At 46.7% G+C, this 18,831-nt stretch carries 16 protein-coding genes; 10 read left to right on the plus strand and 6 right to left on the minus strand.

The features are described from left to right. Positions 1-14: 14 nt before the first annotated feature. Together FYJ53_RS03685 and FYJ53_RS03690 are read right to left on the minus strand one after the other, a co-directional pair. Complete coding sequence (locus FYJ53_RS03685; protein WP_154557001.1) at positions 15-1,172, minus strand: glycosyltransferase; 1,158 nt, start codon at positions 1,170-1,172, stop codon at positions 15-17. A 132-nt stretch (positions 1,173-1,304) separates the two neighbouring features. Next, positions 1,305-2,081: a PP2C family protein-serine/threonine phosphatase gene (locus FYJ53_RS03690; RefSeq protein WP_227930054.1), complete on the minus strand. Its 777-nt coding sequence runs from the start codon at positions 2,079-2,081 to the stop codon at positions 1,305-1,307. 436 nt (positions 2,082-2,517) lie between these two features. On the opposite strand from FYJ53_RS03690, the gene FYJ53_RS03695 reads away from it, so the two are divergent. The 9 genes from FYJ53_RS03695 (at position 2,518) to FYJ53_RS03735 (ending at position 11,087) form a co-directional block, all read left to right on the plus strand. Continuing rightward, positions 2,518-2,928, plus strand: coding sequence for a hypothetical protein (locus FYJ53_RS03695; protein WP_013381967.1), 411 nt, complete (start codon positions 2,518-2,520; stop codon positions 2,926-2,928). Between the two features lie 80 nt (positions 2,929-3,008). Continuing rightward, the gene (locus FYJ53_RS03700) at positions 3,009-3,977 is read left to right on the plus strand and encodes a TIGR01212 family radical SAM protein (protein ID WP_073381925.1); all 969 of its coding nucleotides are present in this window, start codon (positions 3,009-3,011) and stop codon (positions 3,975-3,977) included. A gap of 70 nt (positions 3,978-4,047) precedes the next feature. After that, positions 4,048-4,896: a GTP pyrophosphokinase family protein gene (locus tag FYJ53_RS03705; protein ID WP_371720318.1), complete on the plus strand. Its 849-nt coding sequence runs from the start codon at positions 4,048-4,050 to the stop codon at positions 4,894-4,896. 312 nt (positions 4,897-5,208) lie between these two features. Then, positions 5,209-5,748: a Uma2 family endonuclease gene (locus FYJ53_RS03710; protein WP_013381964.1), complete on the plus strand. Its 540-nt coding sequence runs from the start codon at positions 5,209-5,211 to the stop codon at positions 5,746-5,748. Between the two features lie 142 nt (positions 5,749-5,890). Then, positions 5,891-6,904, plus strand: coding sequence for a tetratricopeptide repeat protein (locus tag FYJ53_RS03715; RefSeq protein WP_013381963.1), 1,014 nt, complete (start codon positions 5,891-5,893; stop codon positions 6,902-6,904). 231 nt (positions 6,905-7,135) lie between these two features. Beyond that, positions 7,136-7,582 carry a hypothetical protein gene (locus FYJ53_RS03720; RefSeq protein ID WP_073381922.1) on the plus strand — a complete coding sequence of 149 codons (447 nt, stop codon included), beginning with the start codon at positions 7,136-7,138 and terminating at the stop codon, positions 7,580-7,582. Next, the gene (locus FYJ53_RS03725) at positions 7,579-9,291 is read left to right on the plus strand and encodes a bifunctional lysylphosphatidylglycerol flippase/synthetase MprF (RefSeq protein WP_083591063.1); all 1,713 of its coding nucleotides are present in this window, start codon (positions 7,579-7,581) and stop codon (positions 9,289-9,291) included. The genes FYJ53_RS03720 and FYJ53_RS03725 overlap by 4 nt, the downstream gene beginning before the upstream one ends. Further along, complete coding sequence (locus FYJ53_RS03730) at positions 9,281-10,003, plus strand: alpha/beta fold hydrolase (RefSeq protein ID WP_073381919.1); 723 nt, start codon at positions 9,281-9,283, stop codon at positions 10,001-10,003. The genes FYJ53_RS03725 and FYJ53_RS03730 overlap by 11 nt, the downstream gene beginning before the upstream one ends. Positions 10,004-10,022: 19 nt before the next feature. Beyond that, positions 10,023-11,087: an alpha/beta fold hydrolase gene (locus FYJ53_RS03735; RefSeq protein ID WP_227162865.1), complete on the plus strand. Its 1,065-nt coding sequence runs from the start codon at positions 10,023-10,025 to the stop codon at positions 11,085-11,087. Positions 11,088-11,145: 58 nt separating this feature from the next. On the opposite strand, the gene FYJ53_RS03740 is transcribed toward FYJ53_RS03735, so the two are convergent. The 4 genes from FYJ53_RS03740 to FYJ53_RS03755 form a co-directional block, all read right to left on the minus strand. Beyond that, a complete protein-coding gene (locus tag FYJ53_RS03740) occupies positions 11,146-12,591 on the minus strand; it encodes a sigma-54-dependent Fis family transcriptional regulator (protein ID WP_013381958.1) in 1,446 nt (481 codons plus the stop codon). 120 nt (positions 12,592-12,711) lie between these two features. Beyond that, a complete protein-coding gene (locus FYJ53_RS03745) occupies positions 12,712-14,127 on the minus strand; it encodes a trimethylamine methyltransferase family protein (RefSeq protein WP_013381957.1) in 1,416 nt (471 codons plus the stop codon). Between the two features lie 27 nt (positions 14,128-14,154). Then, complete coding sequence (locus tag FYJ53_RS03750) at positions 14,155-15,585, minus strand: trimethylamine methyltransferase family protein (protein ID WP_041689928.1); 1,431 nt, start codon at positions 15,583-15,585, stop codon at positions 14,155-14,157. Between the two features lie 134 nt (positions 15,586-15,719). After that, the gene (locus tag FYJ53_RS03755; RefSeq protein ID WP_013381955.1) at positions 15,720-16,499 is read right to left on the minus strand and encodes an aspartate/glutamate racemase family protein; all 780 of its coding nucleotides are present in this window, start codon (positions 16,497-16,499) and stop codon (positions 15,720-15,722) included. Positions 16,500-17,108: 609 nt separating this feature from the next. Here FYJ53_RS03755 and FYJ53_RS03760 point away from each other — a divergent pair. Further along, positions 17,109-18,758, plus strand: a complete 1,650-nt coding sequence (locus FYJ53_RS03760; RefSeq protein ID WP_013381954.1) for a BCCT family transporter — start codon at positions 17,109-17,111, stop codon at positions 18,756-18,758. Positions 18,759-18,831 lie beyond the last annotated feature (73 nt).

Consider the following 18,831-nt stretch of genomic DNA (forward strand, 5'->3'; position numbering starts at 1 on the left):
CAGACCTTCCGTTTTTAATTTTCTTTTAAAAGGAAAAGCATGTTTTCTTCAAAGGGCAATGCCGGCTCGGAAAATGGCAGCTGTTCCAGAATATCATCGACAATGCGTTCGGCTGAGTGGCCATAATACATCTTACGCAGGGCACTCTTCATGGCGTACTGCTTGACTTCATTGTCCTTTAAGGCCTCAATGGCGACGAGGAGCTCTGTGGTGGTGTGGGTAATGATGGCCGCGCCGCATTTCTTAAACCATTCGGCGTTTTCGCCCTCCTGGCCCGGTACCGGGTTGTGCAGGATCAGCGGCATGCGGGTCGTTACCGCTTCACTCAGGGTAATACCGCCAGGCTTGGTCATCGTAAAATCACCGCAGCAGTAGAGCTCGTGAATGTCTGAGACAAAGCCGAAAATCTGTGTGTTTTTGAAGGAGGCTGCAGACAGCTCCTTATAAAGGGATTTGTTTTTTCCGCAGACCACAATGGTCTGGAGGTTATGCAGGCTGTCGGCCTTCTCGCAGATTGCTTTGAGGTTTTTGACCACGCCGTAGGTGCCGGCGCAGATGATCAGGGTGCGCTTGTCCGGGTCCAGGTGGTATTTTTCCTGGAGCCGGTGACGGTCGTAGTGGCCGTAAAAGGCTTCCCGGATCGGAATACCGGTCTTTAAAATGCGTTCTGCGGGAATACCGTAGTCCATCAGATGATCCTCCACATTCTGACAGGCAACGTAAAATTTGTCGGTGTCCTCATGCTGCCAGGCAGCCGGTATGCAGAAGTCTGTGACCACTGTGTAAACCGGGATGTCCGGATAATGAGCCTGCTTCAGTATGGAAGAAACCGTATAGGGATAAGTGTTGACAATGCAGTCGGGGTGGATATCTTCCACCATGTCCAGCAGAGTTTTTTCGGTCAGTGTCCAGAGTCTGTATATGAATTTGCTGTGAGCATCCCTTTCCATATCGTAGTACATTTTTTTGTAAAAGGTGCTGCCGATATTATAGGAAAGGAGATAGGATTTTTCGATAATGGTATTGACGAGCCGGTTGGTCTCATTGAACAGATCACGAACAACAGCGGTGCAGCCCTTCTGTTCAAAGGCGTCCTTAAGGGCTGCGGACACCATTTTGTGGCCTGATCCGTGGGAACAGGTCAGGATTAAAACTTTTTTGCTGCGATTCATCTGATTCCGCCTCCTTCTTCATAGTCTTACGTTTCGGTTAAGTCTATTCTAGCTGGCTTTTATTAGAGTTCCATTAGAAACAGCGAATCGTCATAAATTGTTAATATTTGTTCAGAATTTCGTCAGAAATACTCAGTCGTCATACTCGATACCCAGCAGGCAAACGTCGTCCATATCGTCGGTGCCCTCGGTAAACAGGTTGTACTCTTTCAGGATTTCCTGGCAGATGGTGTTGATGGGATGGGTCATATGCTTTTTTACAATCTCGGTCAGGCGCTCCATGGAAAAAAGCTCATTGCTGGTATTCTGCGCATCGATGAGCCCGTCAGTAAAGATGATAAACTTATCGCCGTTTTTAAACGGAACCGTGATGTCCTGATAGTTAATGCTGGACATGAGCTGGTGCAACCCGACAAGGGGCAGGCTTGGTTTGAGCAGTGTGATGTCATCGCCTACCAGAATTGCCGAGGGATGGCCGGCGTTTGCGTAGCGGAGTGCATTGGCACCAGGATCCAGAACCAGCGCAAAGGCACTGAAATAGGTGGATGTCAGCTGTTTTTCGATGTCGCGCTCCATGCGCTGCATGAGCATACTGGGGTGCTCACGCACCAGCTCGTTTTCCATGGCATAGGAATAAATCAGCTTGACCATGCTGGTGATCATGGCCGCGTCGATGCCATGTCCGGTAGCGTCGGCCAGAATCAGGCTGATCTTGTCTTCATCCAGATTGTGGAAATCGTAAAAATCGCCGCCGACTTTGCGGAAAGGCTTGAGCATCGCGTAAAGGTGATACGTATCCGATACAAACTCACTGGGTTGCGGAATGATTTTCTTTTGGATATTCTGGGCAAATTGCAGTTGTTTATCGAAAAGACTCACTAGCTCACTGTACTCTTTAATGGATTCCAAATTTCTGACCTCACTTTTCATACTTATAGATGGATTATAGCATACTTTATGCACCTTTAAAACATAATTAATGATAAATTTCTTTTATAAGGTGGGATTTTAGAGATGAAACGCTGTTTTTTAATAAAAAAGTAGCACCTTACCATTTTTGAAAGAAAAGGAAGATCGTTCGTTTTCTGGTTTTCTTTTTTATGGATAAAAAAGCTAGCCATAAAAAGAATTTGCGCCAAAAGGTTGACAGAAGAAAAAGTTTTCGGTATCATAAACATTTGCAAGCTCAGATTAAGATTAATGTGAGAAAATTAAAGTGGAGATGTGGTAAAATATTTTCTCTTATTTGTGAAAATAATATAATTAAAATATGGAGAAAAGGGATTGTATTTTATCGTTTTCACCTGTATAATGTTAATAACAACATAGAAAGTAGGTGTCTTAAATGATTGAATTTGTATATGGAGCAAAGGGAAGCGGAAAGACTAAAAAAATGATCGATATGGCCAATGCTGAGGTTGGTTCTGCAAAAGGCGATATCCTGTTCATCAACGACAGAGACAAATACAGAGTGACTGTTGATACCAAAATTCGTTTTATTAATTCCGAAGATTTTGAAATTAAAGGGGAAGATGAGCTTTACGGTTTTATCAGTGGAGTAATCGCCGGAAATTATGACGTCGATGTTGTTTATATCGATAATTTACTGAGAATTCTTGATGCAGATGGTCCGGAAGATATTTCCGGAATCCTTGAAAAACTGGACAAAATCCAGAAAAAACAGGATATCAAATTTGTGCTTAGCCTGAGCTGCGAAGAGAGCACAGTTCCAGATTGCGTGAAAAATTATCTGTAAGAAATGAGAAGGCGCTCCCAGGATTTGCTGGTAAAACTGCGGGCGTCTTTTTTATTTTGTCAAAAATTGGAGGAACTACCATGGAAGAGCAATCGCTTTACAGGGTTTATTCACAATGGCTCAGAGAACGTTATGGCAGCAAGGTTTATAAGCTACCTGTCAACGTGCCGGTTTCCTGCCCAAACCGCGATGGCACTGCAGGAAAGGGTGGCTGTATTTACTGCGGCGCCAAGGGCGGCGGCAATGAAACCCTGTCGGATACCCTGAGCGTGGCCGAGCAGGTGGAAAAAAACCGGGCCTACATCGCAAAGCGCTATAAGGCCAAATTATTTATTCCCTACTTTCAAAGCTTTACCAATACCTACTGCAGCGCATTCCAGCTTGAGCGCTGGGTGCGTGAGGCAGTGGGTGATGGAGAGGGTATTGCTGGTGTGGCCATCTCCACAAGACCCGACTGTCTGAGCAGCGAGCAGCTGGATTTCTTAAGCCGCTTCCAGCAGGAAAAGCAGCTGGACGTATCCATTGAGCTTGGCCTGCAGACCGCCAACTATAAAACCCTTAAAATATTGAACCGGGGTCACAGCCTGTCCGACTATATCGAGGCGGCTGTAGCTGTCAAAAACCATGGGCTTCAGCTCTGTACCCATGTGATTTTGGACCTGCCCTGGGACGACAGGGACGATGTTGTGGAAACCGCTGGCGTGGTCTCTGCCGCTGGGTCAGATTTTGTCAAATGCCACGCGCTGTATGTGGAGAAGGGCACTGTCCTCGCAGAGATGTATTTAAAGGGTGAAATCAGCCTTTTTCCCAAGGAAGAATACATTGAGCGGTGTCTTTTGTTCCTTACGCATCTGCGGCCGGATATAGTCGTTCAGCGCATAATTGGCCGGGCACCGGAGGCGGACAGCGTCATCACCAACTGGAACACCAGCTGGTGGAAGATCAAAGAGAGCCTGGAGGAACGCATGCGCTATGAGGGCCTGTGGCAGGGAAAAAATTTTCATGAAAAACAGGAAATAATACGTGCAAAATGGGGCCCGTTATTGTAAAATAGATTAGATAACAGACTGTCAGGAAATTCGTTTTCCGGCAGTCTGTTATGAAGTTGTGAAACCAGAGGTGATTGTATTGAGTACACAATACTGGCAGGAGTTTCTCATTCCATACAGACAGGCAGTGGATGAGCTGGTCCTGAAATTTAACAGCCTGAAAAACCAATCGATGACACTGGGAGAGAATTCCCCCATCGAGTCGGTTCGAGGCAGGGTGAAAACCGTTTCAAGCATTCTTGAAAAAATCAATAAATACGGCTTTGACGTCGAAGATCTCGAGACAAACATTAAAGACATTGCCGGTATCCGCATCATCTGCCAGTTTGTGGAGGATATCTACGAGGTGGTCGATATTATCCATGAGCGCGATGGAAAAGATCTGCGCATTGTGGATGTTAAAAACTATATGGAGGGGGAGGACCAGTCCAGCCTGCAATCGGGCTGTGGAACGCCCAAGGAGAGCGGCTACCAGAGCTATCATCTGATCATCCGCTACCCGGTTTTCTGTGCTCTTGGCTACAGAGAAATATATGCGGAAATCCAGATCCGCACACTGGCCATGAATTTCTGGTCTATCATCGAGCACTCCCTCAGCTATAAATACAAGGAAAAGCTGCCAGAAGCCCTTAAGGCCCGGCTTCACAATACCGCTGATTCTGTCATTGGTCTGGACCAGGAAATGTCCGCCATCCGCGACGAGATCCAGCAGGCCCAGAAGCTGTTCAAGATGAAGTCCAGCACGGTTAACAGCATTCTCGACAATATCGACAATTTATACAAGCTTGACCAGGCCGACAAGGCAGTAGCCTACGAGCGCGATTTTGAGGATCTCTCTGAGCAGGAAGACCTGATCCAGCTGATCCTCCTCAAAAAAGAACTGGAATCCGAAATCAGCCGGATTAAGGAAGAAGACTGAAAAATAGTTGACAGTTGATAGTTTATGAACGCTTTTGTTAACGTAAAAGTGATTTAGAAATCAAATCTGCCAGTGGCAGTTTGTACCATAACTCCACTATCAACTTTTAACTTAACAGGCCTCTCCTTAACGCTTTGTTTCTTCGCGATAACATTTGCCTGCCCCCTGATTGTTAAATACAATCCGATATTGGCAGCATTTAATGTTAAAACCCGCCATAATTTGGTATAATAGTTTGGTAGAAAGTGCTATAATGAATAAACCGAAATGATAATAATTCAGCAAGGTATCAATACTAAGGAGCGAATCAATATGACAAGACTATTAAGATTGGAAAAAGGTAATGAGGATGCCCTGAAGGGTGAAAACTCTGAGATTATTAACGGCGTGGCCTATGAAAAACCAGAGCTTGATGAAGCGCATAAGGATATCGTACGCTATCTGCACGCCGCTTCCAGCAGATATGTGCTGACCCACAGGCCGTTGGATAAGCTGGCCATGCCCCACGACCCGCTCGTTATCGATGCGGAAGTGTTGCCGAACACCATTTTAAGACCAGAGATTGCCATGCAAATTAAGGATGAGAGCTTTCCAGCGTGGGTGGTGGAAATTGCGTCCGAGGAAAACATGGAAGTGGCTTATCTTGAAAAAATGAACATTTATATGGCTGCCGGCGTAAAGGAATACTGGGTGATTGACCCGGTTAAACAGGTGATCCTTTCCTATAATTTTGTGAAAAACCCTTGGATTCCGGCCATCTATGACAGTCCTCAGCGAATTAAGGTGACCGTTTATAAGGATTATTTTATTTCTTATTCGGAAATTTTCAAGGACCGTTCCGAAGAAGAATAAAGAGCTTCTAAAAGGCTCTTTTTTTACTTTAAATGAATTCATTAATTTTTATTAAGTTTCCTGAAAACAGTATCCGTTTTTCAGAAAAATTGATATAATATAAAATAATGCGTATAGTATGGAAAATTTAAGGAGTTTGCAAATGGCGGCTGAAGAAAAAAAGGATGCACTGATCACTTATACGATGGATGAATGGGTCGAAATCTATAGTGAAGCAGTCATAGGATTATATAAGAGATTACTGGATTACGCCCGTGTGGTCTATGATCCGGAAAGCAAAAGCTACAGCTATTTCTGGCAGTTAGTCAATTCTGCCTACTATCTTGACGGTCAGGTCATCGGTCATAACCTGGATGAGATGATCGGATGCCAGTGGGACAATAAAAAAATTCTGGAAACGTTGGAAAATGACTACAAGACACTCTGCGTTATCTTTAAGGACCGCTATGTCGATGTGCTCAGAGCAAGCTTTCAGAATGAACTAAATGCAGAAGCCATTCACTATAATACCCTGCCGGATCCCAAAGACCGTGAGGGCTTTGAAAAGCTGCTTTTCAGCCATGGCGCAAAGGTGTTTAAAAATGTATCGGATCTGGCTGGAAGCGGCGATATCTCTGCTCAGGTGCTGCTTGGGAAAATGTATTTTCTGGGATGGGGGACCAAGGTCGGCGCAGAAGAGGGCCTGTACTGGTTCAAAAAGGCGACGGAATCCGGAAATGGCGCGGCGTTCTTCTATGCGGGTATGGCCCATGAGTATATGACCTGCTCAGAAACCGGCGTCAACCTCAACGCCGAGTCCTGCGAGCTTTACCATGAAGCCATGAACGCCGGGTTTACCGAGGCCGCCTATGCGCTTTACCGCTATTATGGCCGTTATGTCAGTGGTAAAACAGGAATGTTCCGCGCCAAAAAATGGTTAAATAAGGGCATCGAGCTGGGCAGTGTCTACTGCCAGTACGAAATCTGCCAAGCGCCCGAGGACCGCTTTGCCACCAATAATGTGAAAACGGTGGTGGACTGGGTGAAGGCAGCGGCGCATTTTGGTGTTCCGGATGCTCTGGAGCTGTTAGGGGATCTCTATCTTCAGGGGCATGCGGGCCTGAAGGTCGATTTTGAAAAGGCCGAATCCCTTATGGAGAAGGCTGGTAGTCAGTAATTACAAAATATAGAAAAAATAGAATATAATAGGATAAAAATCACAATAGAAAGAGGTGTGCGTCGTTTCAGCGTATACCTCTTTTTTATAGAAAAATGGGTATAAATATAAGATAGACTTAATTTTAAAATGCGTATTAATCTGTTGTCAATGGCGGGTGTGGATCTTTTGTGGAGTTTTGCACGGTATAATATAAGCGCAACAGAAATTTTATTTAACGGGAGTTGGAAAATGACAAAAAAGAGAAAAATCACCTTTCAGAAAGTCAGCTCAGTGCTGGTGATCCTGTTTGGTGCCGTGATGGTTCTGGCCGCTTTTCTTGAGCTCGGCGGGTTTACCATCATGCGGATGGCCGTGAATGATGTGGAGCTTGGCGCGCGCCAGATTTCAGAGCTGCTGGCAACCATGGGGGTTTTCAGCCTTGTTCTGGCTGTCGCCAGCATTGTTGCTGGTATTATGGGGTTTCGCAGTGCTGCCCTTGGAAAAGAGAAGCTCAGGCGCTGTGAGAGGATTGGCTTTGGAATCCTTGTGGTGTTAGTCATGTATTATTCCTTTTTATTTGTGGTGGATATCCTGGATGCCTCTGACTTTGCGGTGGCGGCTCTTCCGGTGCTTTATACGATCAGTGTGGTTTTAAATGCGAGAGGGACGATACAGGAAGGAGAAATGCAGGTATGAGCATGACATTTAATAACCGTAACCGGATCATCAATATCGCCGTTGGCATTACCTTTGCCCTGTCACTGGTGCTGCTGGTATTCAGCTTTATCCCAAACCCTGCCCTTGAGCAGGTTGTCAGCAATGTGATCAACAGCCGTAAACTGGTTCAGAGAGTCCTGGCTGTGGTGCTTTTGGTAACCACCTACAACCTGTACAAAAGGAAAAGAGTAGCATGGATCATGACCATTGTTCTGCTGGGTATTAACATGGCAGGCCATCTTTTTCGGGCACATCATACGGTGGGGCTGGTCATCATTATCCTTGAAGCACTGGTGCTTCTGGTGCTGCTGATTTTTACCAGGGATTTTAACCGGGCGTCGGACAAGAGGGCATTGGGGGTCGGCATTATTTTTGTTCTTATGGGGCTGTACGCTATCTTTTTAAGCGCGTCCTCCATCTATTTTGACGATACCAATATCTTTGACCCGTCAGGCGGCCTGAGCTTTGGACAGTGCCTGCTCCAGACTTTCCAGGTAATTTTTGTGGCTGGCAACGTAAAGGATGCCGGTGTGGCCACGCATCCGGAATTTAATACCTTTGTTTTCTGGTTCAGCTGGATCTGTATCATTGCCGCGCTCGGCTTTGCGGTCAAGCCCTTTCTGGAAAAAAGAAGAACCACCAGCAGTGAACTTGAGCACGCCCGCTGGCTGGTCCAGAAATATGGACAGAACCCGCTTTCCTATCTGACGCTGGAGGATGACAAGACTCTATATTTTGGAAAAAATGTGGACGGCGTCGTGGCCTACGGCGTTGTGGACGATGTGGTAGTGGTGGGAGGCGACCCCATCTGTGCCGATACCGACTTCCCGGTGCTACTTGAGGAGTTCAGAGACTTCTGTAAAAACAGCGCCTTCAGCCTCGTTTTTATGGGCATTACGGATTACTATATCGAGGAGTATAAAAGACTGGGCCTGGGCACCATCAAATGCGGTGAGGAGGCCCGGTTTGACCTGACTGAATTTACCATGCAGGGTGGGAAGATCGCCAAGGTACGCGCCAATGTGAACAAAGCCACCAAGGCGGGTGTGACCGTACATGAGTACAGGCCCCTTGAAAAAAGGGATGACGCCATTGAAGGGGCTATCAACGCTGTTTCGGATGACTGGCTTAAGGGAAAAAACAGCGGTGAGCTGTCCTTTACCCTGGGCGGTGTGGGTCTGGATAACCCTATGGACAAGCGCTACTTTTACGCCAAAAATGCGGAGGGCAAGCTGGTTGGCTTCATTGTTTTTGTCCCCTTTGCGGGCATGGACGGCTACTACGCAGATGTCACGAGAAGGACTGAGGACGCCCCCCGGGGTGTCAATGAGATCATTATGGTTGAGGCTTTTCAGAAGTTTAAGGAGGAGGGGGTCCATTGGGCGACCATGGGCATGGCGCCCCTGGCCAACTTGTCCGAGGAGGGAAAGCCAGAGAGCACTACGACCAGGCTGTTGGAATTTGTCTATGAAAACCTCAACGAGGTTTATGGGTTTAAGGAGCTTTACCGCGCAAAGGTCAAATATAATCCTTTCTGGGTGCCGGGTTATTTTGCTTTCATGCCTAGAATTATGACCCCTAAAATGGCTTATGCCATCATAAAAATCCAGAATCCCCAGGGAGTTATCGACTATGCGAGGTCTTTTGTTCAGGGAAAAATGAAAAAAGATAAGCCCAATGAAGGATAACAGAGGACAGGTATGGAATCGGGGAGCCAGCATCCATTATGAGACCGTGGGGGATGGCGCACCGCTTGTCATGCTCCATGGTAACGGCGGCGATAAAGAGGATTTCAGCGGGCTTATTGACTATTTTCTGCCCCGGTACCAGATTGTTCTGGTCGACAGCCGTGGCCACGGCCGATCCGACACAGGCTCTTTAAAACTGACTACAGGTTTGATGGCGGAGGATGTACTGGCTGTGATGGATCATTTGGGCGTCGCTGAGGCCATTATCCTCGGCTTCAGCGACGGCGCTAACATTGCTCTGGAGCTGGCCGTCCAGGCGCCGGAACGGGTACAGGCGGTCATTGCAGTCAGTGGAAATACCGATCCAAAGGGAATGCGCGCTTTGCCTTATCTGTTCATCAAGCTTCAGTACCGATTCTGGAACTTCCTTGAAAAGCTGGGCCTCCCGGTGGGAAACCGTCCGCAGCGGTACGGGCTCATGTGCTGGTCGCCCCGGCTGTCTGGGGAGGAGCTGAGCCGGATCGACAGCCCGGTGCTTTTGCTGGCGGGAACCAGGGATCTTATCCGCACAGGTCATACCCGACAGATGGCAGAATGGATTCCCGGCGCCAGCTTAGTACTTTTTAAGGGCGCGCACCACCGGTCTCTGTTTAAGGAAACAGACAGCTATATCCGTCAGATACGCGGCTTTTTAAAGGAATATGACCTGTGAGAAGGGTGTTTTGCAGAAGATGAAAAAAAAGCATGAAATTTTAAAGATCGCCAGGCGCATGGCGCTGGCGCTTGTCCTGCTGATCGCAGTGCTTTTAATAAGCCGTGCGGTGGCCATGCGGGTGGTTTATGAGCGGGCGGTTAAGAACAATGCGGTCAGCCAGCTTGAGACGCTGAAACTGGACGGTGAGGAGCAGAGTGTGCTCATCGAAGGAAAAAGCGAGGATCTGCCTGTACTCATCATGCTGCACGGTGGTCCTCAGTCTCCGATTATATACGGGAACGGTTACCGGGGCGACACGCCTGAGCTTACCGAGCATTTTCTGGTTGTGTACTGGGACTGCTGGGGTTGCGGTAAAAATTTTGCGGACAATACAGAGTCGGTGACCCTTGAGCGCCAGGTTGCCATGACCTGTGATCTGGTCAGAGACATGAAAGCCCGGTTCCCCGGCCGGAAGATTTTTCTATTCGGCTACTCCAACGGAACTATTCTGGCCACATCTGCCGCCGAGACCATGGGAGACGACCTGGCAGGAATCATCAATCTGGGGCCCATTACCAGTCTGAGAGATGCGCAGGAGATGGCTTATCAGGCGTTAAAGACAGAAGATATGTCCGAATGGGATAAAAAGGTACTTGAGGAGAGCTATGAACGGAATGACCTTGAGGGTTTTTCAAAGCTTGAGGAGATGGTGACACTCAAGACCAGCAGAATATTTTACTGGAGGGATCTGTTTTCCAACACACGGCTCATGGGCTACTTTGCACGCGTATTTTACAGCCCGGATTACAGCCTGGCAGACATCTACCACGCTTATTATGCGTCCATCTTCGGGGGCTCCCGCTTCACAACGCTTCGGCAGCAGATCTATGAGGTCGATGAAAAGGAAGCCCTGGAAAACCTGAAGGTAAAGATTCTGATCCTGCAGTCTGAAGGCGATATCTATGGATCGGCCGATTTTTTCAGCCAGCTGGCAGCTCAAAAGGATAATGTAACATTTATCCAGATACCGGAAAGTGCCCACCTGCCTACTAATGCAGGTTTTGAGGCCGTAAACCGGGCTGTGATTGATTTTGCAAAATAATAATAAGAGGTATACGTTAAAGCAGCGTATACCTCTTATTTTAGGTTAAAGGCTATTTTCAGCCGTTTTGTTTGATCTGGTAGACTTTTAGCTTATACTGAAGGTTCTGCCTTGAAATGCCCAGTTCCTTGGCGCTCTTGCTGATATTAAAGTCGTTGTTTATCAGCACTTCATTTAGAATCTGCTTTTCGATGCGGTTGAGGGTTGACTTCAGGTCAGAGTCATTTTCTCGGTCAGCCAGAAACTTGTCATGGAGTTTCTTTTCTGTATGGTTTTTTTTAATGTATGACGGCAGCAAATCTGTTGTCAGCACTGTGTCCTGATACTGGGCCATGTAGATGGCATGAGTGACTGTGTGCTTGAGCTCGCGGATGTTTCCGGGCCAGTCATGGCCGAGAAGTATATCTGCGGCCTCGTCAGAGACCTGGTAAAGGCTTTTGCCCATGGCCACTGCTTCGGAGGAGAGGAAGGACTGCACCAGCTCCATAATGTCTGAGCGACGTTCACTGAGGCTGGGAAGCGTAATGGAAAAGACAGCAAGCCGGTAGTAGAGGTCAGAGCGGAGGCGCCCCTCATCCACGGCCTCCAACGGGTCCTGGTTTAAGGCGCTGAGAACCCGGACATCCATGTCCAGCTCTTTGTTGCCGCCAACCTTTCTGTAGCGTTTGGTTTCGAGCACGCGAAGCAGCTTGGACTGAAGGGTCATGTTCATGGAGTTGATTTCATCCAGAAACAGCGTGCCGCCCCGGGCGGTTTCCAGAAGACCCTTAGCGTCCACCGCGCCGGTAAAGGAGCCCTTGACAGTGCCGAAAAGGGTACTTTCCAGAAGGTTTTCAGGAATGGCAGAGCAGTTGATGGCCACAAATGGATTGTGGGCGCGGCTGCTGTCATTGTGGATACTCTGGGCAAAGACTTCCTTCCCGGTACCGGTGGGGCCAGCGAGAAGGATGGGGGCATTGGTCTGGGCAGCAATTTTGCCCTGACGCACACATTCCAGTGTCGCTACACTGGAGCCGACCACGTCCTTAAAGGTAAACTGCGTACCATTGTCCTTAAGCTGCTGGTTTTTCAGGTCGTTTTGCAGCTTGTCAATGGTTTTTGCCATGTGCATATAGTCTGAGATATCCCGGTAAATGCAGATGGCAGCCTCCACGTTTTTCTGGCCGTCGGCTGAAAAGATTGGATAGGTGCTGCTGATGACATCGGCCAGCTTGCCAGAGGGGGATTCATACTTGACATGGACATCCTGAACTTTTTTTCCGGTTTTTAAGACATAATCCTGCATGGATTCGTTTTCAACATAATTATAGAGCGTGTGGGAATCTTTACCGATAACATCCTCATGCTTCATGTTTTCGATCTTTTCGCAGCCCTTGGAATAGCAGACGATTTTGCCTGTATTGTCAACGACGTGTATACAGACATCCTCAATGCGTTCGATGGCCTTTACGGGAAGACTCTCTCGTTCCAATGCTTCTTCAATCGTGTCTTTCTTGATTTTCAAACGCTCGTACCTCCAACGATTAACTGTTCTATATTAAGAATAGCACATATTACAAAAAATGGGTAGAGGGCAGCCCAAAATGAGACTGCCCAAAATTCAAACATGTTATTAATAAGGGGATTAGATGTATTTCTTTTCGATTTCTTCGATTTGTTTTAAGACATCTGGTTCCAGAGCGGGTACTTCGTGTGTTGCCAGAATGTTGTCGATCTTTTCAGTAACCTGGCTCATGATTTCAGATTCATCCGGGTTAACCATCTTGCGGTCATAGAATTCCGGATACCATACGCTTCTGAAGTTCGAGAGGGTGTGCATTTCGTTGAGGTAATGTCCGCCGTGGCCGACCTGTTTGATAACGTCCATGGCCAGTGTTTCGTCGTTGACTTCAACCCCCTTAGAGTAAGCGCTGAGCTGATTGATCATTTCATTGGCCAGAACAACCATGGCAGGGGCGACGCTGTTGCAGTGATCCAGAACACCGATATCGTGAACAATATTGGCTTTACTCAGGATGGTAGAGAAGAGTTCCATCTGGATTTCAGATACAGACTGCGGATCAACGGTTTTGGCGTCAGAACAGCCGGCTGTACCGAAGAATGGCAGCTGGTAGTAGTCTGCCAGTTCGGAGGCGGCAGCCACAGACAGGTGAAATTCCGGTGCGCCGTAGGAGCCAACCGTTGTTTTCATGTCAAAGACAGTTGGCATAGAGCCGTAAATCAGCGGAGCGCCCTCGTTAACAGCCTGCGTGATGACAACACCAGCGAGGATTTCAGCATTGTTCTGTGTCAGGGCGCCGGCGATGGTGATTGGGGCTGTACCGCCCATCATGCAGTAAGGCATGTAAACAACCGGAATCTTATTGGACGCGCTGATAAAGAGTTTTTCAGTACTTTCGACGGGATGGGTCATCGGTGGGATGGGCTCGCAATAGTTAAAAATGAATGGTTTTTCAGCCAGTTCCTTGTGGCCGCCGGCTACAACAGCCGCGATGTCAATGATTTCCTGTAAGGACTCGATATCATTGGTTGAGAAGTTGATGGTTTTGTCAAAGTTTTTAACAGTCTCGATGAAGGTTACCTGAGACTGAACAGCGGGATCAACGTCGCCGCTCATACCAACGGATAAGACAAAGCTGATGTTTTCCAGTGCGCTGGCAAGGGTACACATGGTTTTGGTATCAGCCTTCATGAAAGTGCGGGCCTTGTTTGTCTTGTAGTCCAGATATTCAAGCTGATCGGAGTGCGTGCCGAAATAAACGTTGTTTTTGCTGTTGATGACCATGCTCGGGCTTCCGTCACGGTTGTATAAGGTTAATTCTTTCGGAATGGTATTCAGTGCTTTTTCAACAACTGCTTTTGGGAATTTAACCATGTTGCCGTCTACTTCGCAGCCGTATGCTTTTAAGGCTTCCAGTGTGCGGTCACCAGCGACGCGCATGCCAAAATCTGCGAGAAGCTCTAAGCTCTTTTCATGAATGGTCTCAATTTTTTCTTTATTTAAAACGCCAAAATCAATATTTCTTTTTGTGGTTTCCATTTTATTCTCCTCCTGTAAAACGAAAGTTTAGATGTGGTCTCTGTATTTTTCAGGGATATACGGGTTGAGCATATCTTCCTGTTCTTTGGTAATTTCCGGTGGGCAGTAAGATTCAAGACGTTCATTAACAGCCTGTGTAAGGGTGTCGACAACCGGCTTGTTGCCATTCTGCTGCCACTGGTTCGGGTCTTCTTTATTGAAGTATTTGGGTGCAAAAAATTCTTTGCGGAACATCTTCGGTGTACGGCCCTGGAGATAGTTGCCTCTTGGACCGACCTTTTTGATGGTATCGAAGCAGAGCGTGTCCTCAGTGACTTCAATGCCGGACAGCAGGCGTCTGTTCATGCGGTAGACATCTTCGTCCATTAAGAATTTTTCAAAGCTGGTGATGTTGAAGCTGCCCAGGATACCGCAGGAATGCAGTACGAGGTCAGGGCCAGCATCTAAGGTAGAGCGGATCATCATGTCGGATTCGTAGCCAGTCTGGGCGTCGAAATCCTTGGCGTCACTCAGGCCGCCGCCAGTACGGAAAGGTACATTGTAGAAATCAGCCAGGCCAGCAGTCGCATAGGAAATCAGAGCGGTTTCCGGCGCGCCGATGGAGAGCTGAATTTCCCTTAAATTGGTAGACGCAGAGGTCTGTCCATATACGACAGGAATGCCTGGTCGGGCCAGCTGTGCCATGACCATACCAGCAACAACTTCAGCGTTGGACATTGCCAGAAGACCAGCAACGGACGGCGGTCCTGTGAGAACCGGCATGGCACATGGTGAGAACCACAGCGGCTGGTTCATTTCAGCCCCAACCAGGAATTTTACAAGTGGATCGTGGTCAAAACAAAGGGGGGACAAAGAATTGACATGTACGATATTATTGTAAACATCTGCGCGGCCTTCAAACTGGTTGATCAGTTCAAGTCCTTTTTTGAAAGGTTCGCGGATATCGCCCTGGATTGGAAAGGTATTTGGCATAAGGTGAAGCCCTGTTTTATGGGAATATTTTAAAACCATGGCAACGGGGCTGTAGATCCGTTCTTCCATGGACAGCTGTTTATCTTCCAGGAAAACATTGAAGTAGTTACAGTCAATGACATCACTGGTATCGGAAATTTTAAAAAGATCAACAGTTTCGTCGTTGGTCATCTTATGGATTTTGCCGGATTCCAGACGGTAGATGCTGCCCACAGCCGGCATAAGCACGCGGGCGCCACCGCCAAAGGTATGATTGCCTTTGGAATTTTCGACCGTAAAGGATGCAGGTGCGGTGGACAGGGCGTCCATCACCAGCTTTTCATCCATATAAACGGTGTTGCCGTCCACGCGGGCGCCGTGACTTTTAAACAGTTCAATAATTTCCGGATGCTCAAAGATCACGCCAACTTCAGCCAGTACTTTTAAAGAAGTCTCGTGTATTTTCTGAACATCCTCTTTTGAAATATATTTTTCATAAGATTTCATATGTTTTCCTCTTTTCATAGCAATTAATGGTTTTAATCCGTTTAACAGAAGGCATTAAATACAGCAATTAATCAGATTGTGGGGAGCCCGTAGAGAACTCCCGCACAAACCATTAATTGCTGACATATATTGAATTAAATATGTCCGTAGTAATCGCGGTGGGCAACGCAGGACCATGCATAGTCAAGCAGCGTTCCCCAGGAGAATACCGGCAGGTCCACTTCACGCTGGATGGCTCTCGCGAAGGGCTGCATACCAGTACATTCTAACATAATGGCCTTGATGTCAGGGTGTTTTGCGATGAATTCCTTGGCGATGCGGATCATGTCCTTTTCAGATTCATCATAGTAGCTTTCTGGAATTTCAGGACGTTTTTCATGATCCCAGAGAGTATCGAACTGCGGGCAGCCATATTCGTCCTGAGCCCCTGCGATGTGGAAATTGCTGTTCAGGTCAATGCCAACCTTTTCGAGGTGAGTATCGGTTAAGAAACGTTTCTGGGCACAGATGATGCCAACCGCGTTTTTCGGTCCGATCAGCTGTTGGATGAAAGGTACCTGGAGCAGGCTTGACATAAAGACCGGAATATCTACTGCAGCAGCAACGTCCTGCTGGAAATACGCGAAGTATCCGCATTCAGCTGCGACAGCGCGGCAGCCCATTCTTTCAAGGTTTTTAGCAGCCTGTACAATGGGTTCGCGGCAAGGCGTCTTATCCTGTTCCCAGACGAGTGTGTAGTTGTCAACACCCTTGGCAATTTCATACTGGATTGGAAAACCCCAGGCGCTTGCGTTGCGGACGTCTCCCGGGAATCCTGGATAAGCGTCGTCCAGTACCATAATACCAATACCCATACCATAGCAGGTATGATTTTTCCGTGTGGTCATGTAATTGATGGCTAAATCTCTTTGCATTTTTTATTCCTCCCTGAATTTAAATGTTGATGTTTGCCTGTTTACTTGTTGCTGTTATTTAATGCAAGCTTTGTGCCAAATTCGTCTATATGCATCGGGAATTTAGAAAAGATTTTTAAGCATGCCTTTGCAAAAGAACTTGCTTATTAAAAGGAAGAAATAAAAAAAATTAAAAATTCCTAAAAAAATTCAAAGTTTTTGAAGAAAGAAACGGTTACAAAAACGCAAAAAAAGATTACATGCAAAAAATGATGACAATATCGTTTGAAACTTGGTTAAATAAAGGGTTTGAAAAGCATTGCAAAAAAGGAGTGTATAAAAATTTGCACCACAGAAAGAAGCCGTTTTCACGAAATACCCTTTAATTTAGCTTAAATAGGATAAAAAATAGGATTTACGAATTGGCACGAACCTTGCAATATATAATTGCATAGTCATTCGCTAAATGATAGGCTTTTCCCAAAACCAGCCTGTTCCCATAGTATAGGGTGCAAAACACTCGATTGTCAATGGAAGTTTAAAAGGTTACCATCAATATAGTATGGGTAATAGGCTGGCCTGCGGCAAGGCTTATCGTATTCGAAAATCTAAAAAAGAGGGAGAAGTATTATGTTTAAGAAAGTCCGACTGATAACTGTAGGTATTCCTATTGTTTTAATGGGCGCTGTTTTGATCCTGGGTGCTACGGATCCGAACTTTGCGGACACAATGACCGCTTTTTTCTTGGAACTCATGCACAGCGGTGGTTGGCTAGTAGCCCTTGGTATCCTGTTGTTCTTGGGATTCCTTGTTTTCTTATATGTGCATCCAATTGGCAGCACGAAGTTTGGGGGACCGAATGCCAAGCCAAAATACAGCACATGGAACTGGTGGGCGATCTCGCTGTGTGCCGGTATCGGTACTGGAATCGTATTCTGGGGGGCTGTTGAACCTCTGACCATTTCCTTTACACCGCCTGCATCCGCGGGTGTTGAACCGGGAAGCTATGCGGCCATTATCTGGTCCATGGCAAAATGCTTCCAGCACTGGGCATTCCAGCCATATTCCATCTATGCGGTAGCAGCAATCTGCTGTGGCTACGCTTACTGGAATATGGGAAAAAGCTATGCTTCCAGTTCTGGTCTCGTTTACTGGAAAAATGGGAACAATCTGAGTGACAGAGCTAACGATATCTTAGATGGTGTGGTATTATTCGCCATCGTCGGCGGTGTTGCGGGTTCTTTAGGCTATGGTCTCTTACAGATCGGAGCAGGCCTTGATTTCGTATTTGGCATTACACCTGGACCAATGGTTTGGACTGCGATTGCGGTTGTTATTATTGTTTCTTATACGATTTCAAGCGCTACAGGACTTGACAAAGGAATCCAGTGGCTGTCTGACAAAAATGCATGGATTTTTATCGCATTGATGATCTTTATGTTCGTCTGTGGGCCGATACAGTATATATGCAATCTTACTGTAGAATCATTTGGATATTATATTAATAATATTATTGCTTTAACATCTTATACAGAACCAGTGACAACCGCTGTTGCTGATTCAGCAATGTGGCCGCAGTGGTGGGATTTATACTGGATGGTTGACTGGCTGTCCTTTGGGCCAATCACAGGTTTGTTCCTGGTAAAAATGTCCTATGGCCGTACGATCCGCCAGTTCATCACTGTCAATGTTATCTTACCATCTATCTTTGGTGTTATCTGGTTTGGTATTTTTGGTGGATTCGCCATCAATATTCAGTTAACTGGCATCTATGACTTAATGGAATTCTATAATGCCAGCGGTGCAGAAGCTTTCATGATGCAGCTCTTTGAATTTGTGCCAGGCACAATGATTATTCGAGTGATTATGCTTGTTCTGGTGGCACTCTCCTTTATTACATTGGCCGATTCCATGACATCGACCATTTCTCAAATGTCGTTGAGGAATCAAACCTCTGATATTAAAGAAGCGCCGCTTCCGATCAAGGTTTTCTGGGGTGTTTTAATCGGTGCCGTATCTATTCTGTTCGTCGTTACTGGCGGCATCAATGGGATCAAAATTGTAAAAACAATCGCGGGTTATCCAATGTTGTTTGTTGAGGCCTTAATGGTCATTGGTTTCCTGAGGTACTTCCTTTCCGGCAAATATAAACAGGATGAAGTTACCTATGCGGCCGATCTTGATCGCCAGATTAAAGCTGCCGAGGCTGAAGCCGCGGCAGATGCAGAAGCTGCAAAAAATAAAAAGAAGTGGTTTGGTAAAAAGCCTGCTTCAGAATAATCCTTCAGGTAATAACCGGTGACATGACCACGCCGGAAATTACATACATCGAAAACTTCCAAAGCAAAAATAA

This window comes from Eubacterium sp. BL-380-WT-2B, assembly GCF_009696115.1.
GTDB classification, from domain to species: domain Bacteria; phylum Bacillota; class Clostridia; order Eubacteriales; family Eubacteriaceae; genus Eubacterium; species Eubacterium callanderi.

What these genes read in the sequence shown, in the direction of transcription:
- FYJ53_RS03685 (WP_154557001.1), bottom strand. Translation starts at nt 1,172, where the DNA reads ATGAATCGCAGCAAAAAAGTTTTAATCCTGACCTGTTCCCACGGATCA.
- FYJ53_RS03695 (WP_013381967.1), top strand. Translation starts at nt 2,518, where the DNA reads ATGATTGAATTTGTATATGGAGCAAAGGGAAGCGGAAAGACTAAAAAA.
- FYJ53_RS03700 (WP_073381925.1), top strand. Translation starts at nt 3,009, where the DNA reads ATGGAAGAGCAATCGCTTTACAGGGTTTATTCACAATGGCTCAGAGAA.
- FYJ53_RS03710 (WP_013381964.1), top strand. Translation starts at nt 5,209, where the DNA reads ATGACAAGACTATTAAGATTGGAAAAAGGTAATGAGGATGCCCTGAAG.
- FYJ53_RS03715 (WP_013381963.1), top strand. Translation starts at nt 5,891, where the DNA reads ATGGCGGCTGAAGAAAAAAAGGATGCACTGATCACTTATACGATGGAT.
- FYJ53_RS03720 (WP_073381922.1), top strand. Translation starts at nt 7,136, where the DNA reads ATGACAAAAAAGAGAAAAATCACCTTTCAGAAAGTCAGCTCAGTGCTG.
- FYJ53_RS03725 (WP_083591063.1), top strand. Translation starts at nt 7,579, where the DNA reads ATGAGCATGACATTTAATAACCGTAACCGGATCATCAATATCGCCGTT.
- FYJ53_RS03730 (WP_073381919.1), top strand. Translation starts at nt 9,281, where the DNA reads ATGAAGGATAACAGAGGACAGGTATGGAATCGGGGAGCCAGCATCCAT.
- FYJ53_RS03735 (WP_227162865.1), top strand. Translation starts at nt 10,023, where the DNA reads ATGAAAAAAAAGCATGAAATTTTAAAGATCGCCAGGCGCATGGCGCTG.
- FYJ53_RS03745 (WP_013381957.1), bottom strand. Translation starts at nt 14,127, where the DNA reads ATGGAAACCACAAAAAGAAATATTGATTTTGGCGTTTTAAATAAAGAA.
- FYJ53_RS03750 (WP_041689928.1), bottom strand. Translation starts at nt 15,585, where the DNA reads ATGAAATCTTATGAAAAATATATTTCAAAAGAGGATGTTCAGAAAATA.
- FYJ53_RS03755 (WP_013381955.1), bottom strand. Translation starts at nt 16,499, where the DNA reads ATGCAAAGAGATTTAGCCATCAATTACATGACCACACGGAAAAATCAT.
- FYJ53_RS03760 (WP_013381954.1), top strand. Translation starts at nt 17,109, where the DNA reads ATGTTTAAGAAAGTCCGACTGATAACTGTAGGTATTCCTATTGTTTTA.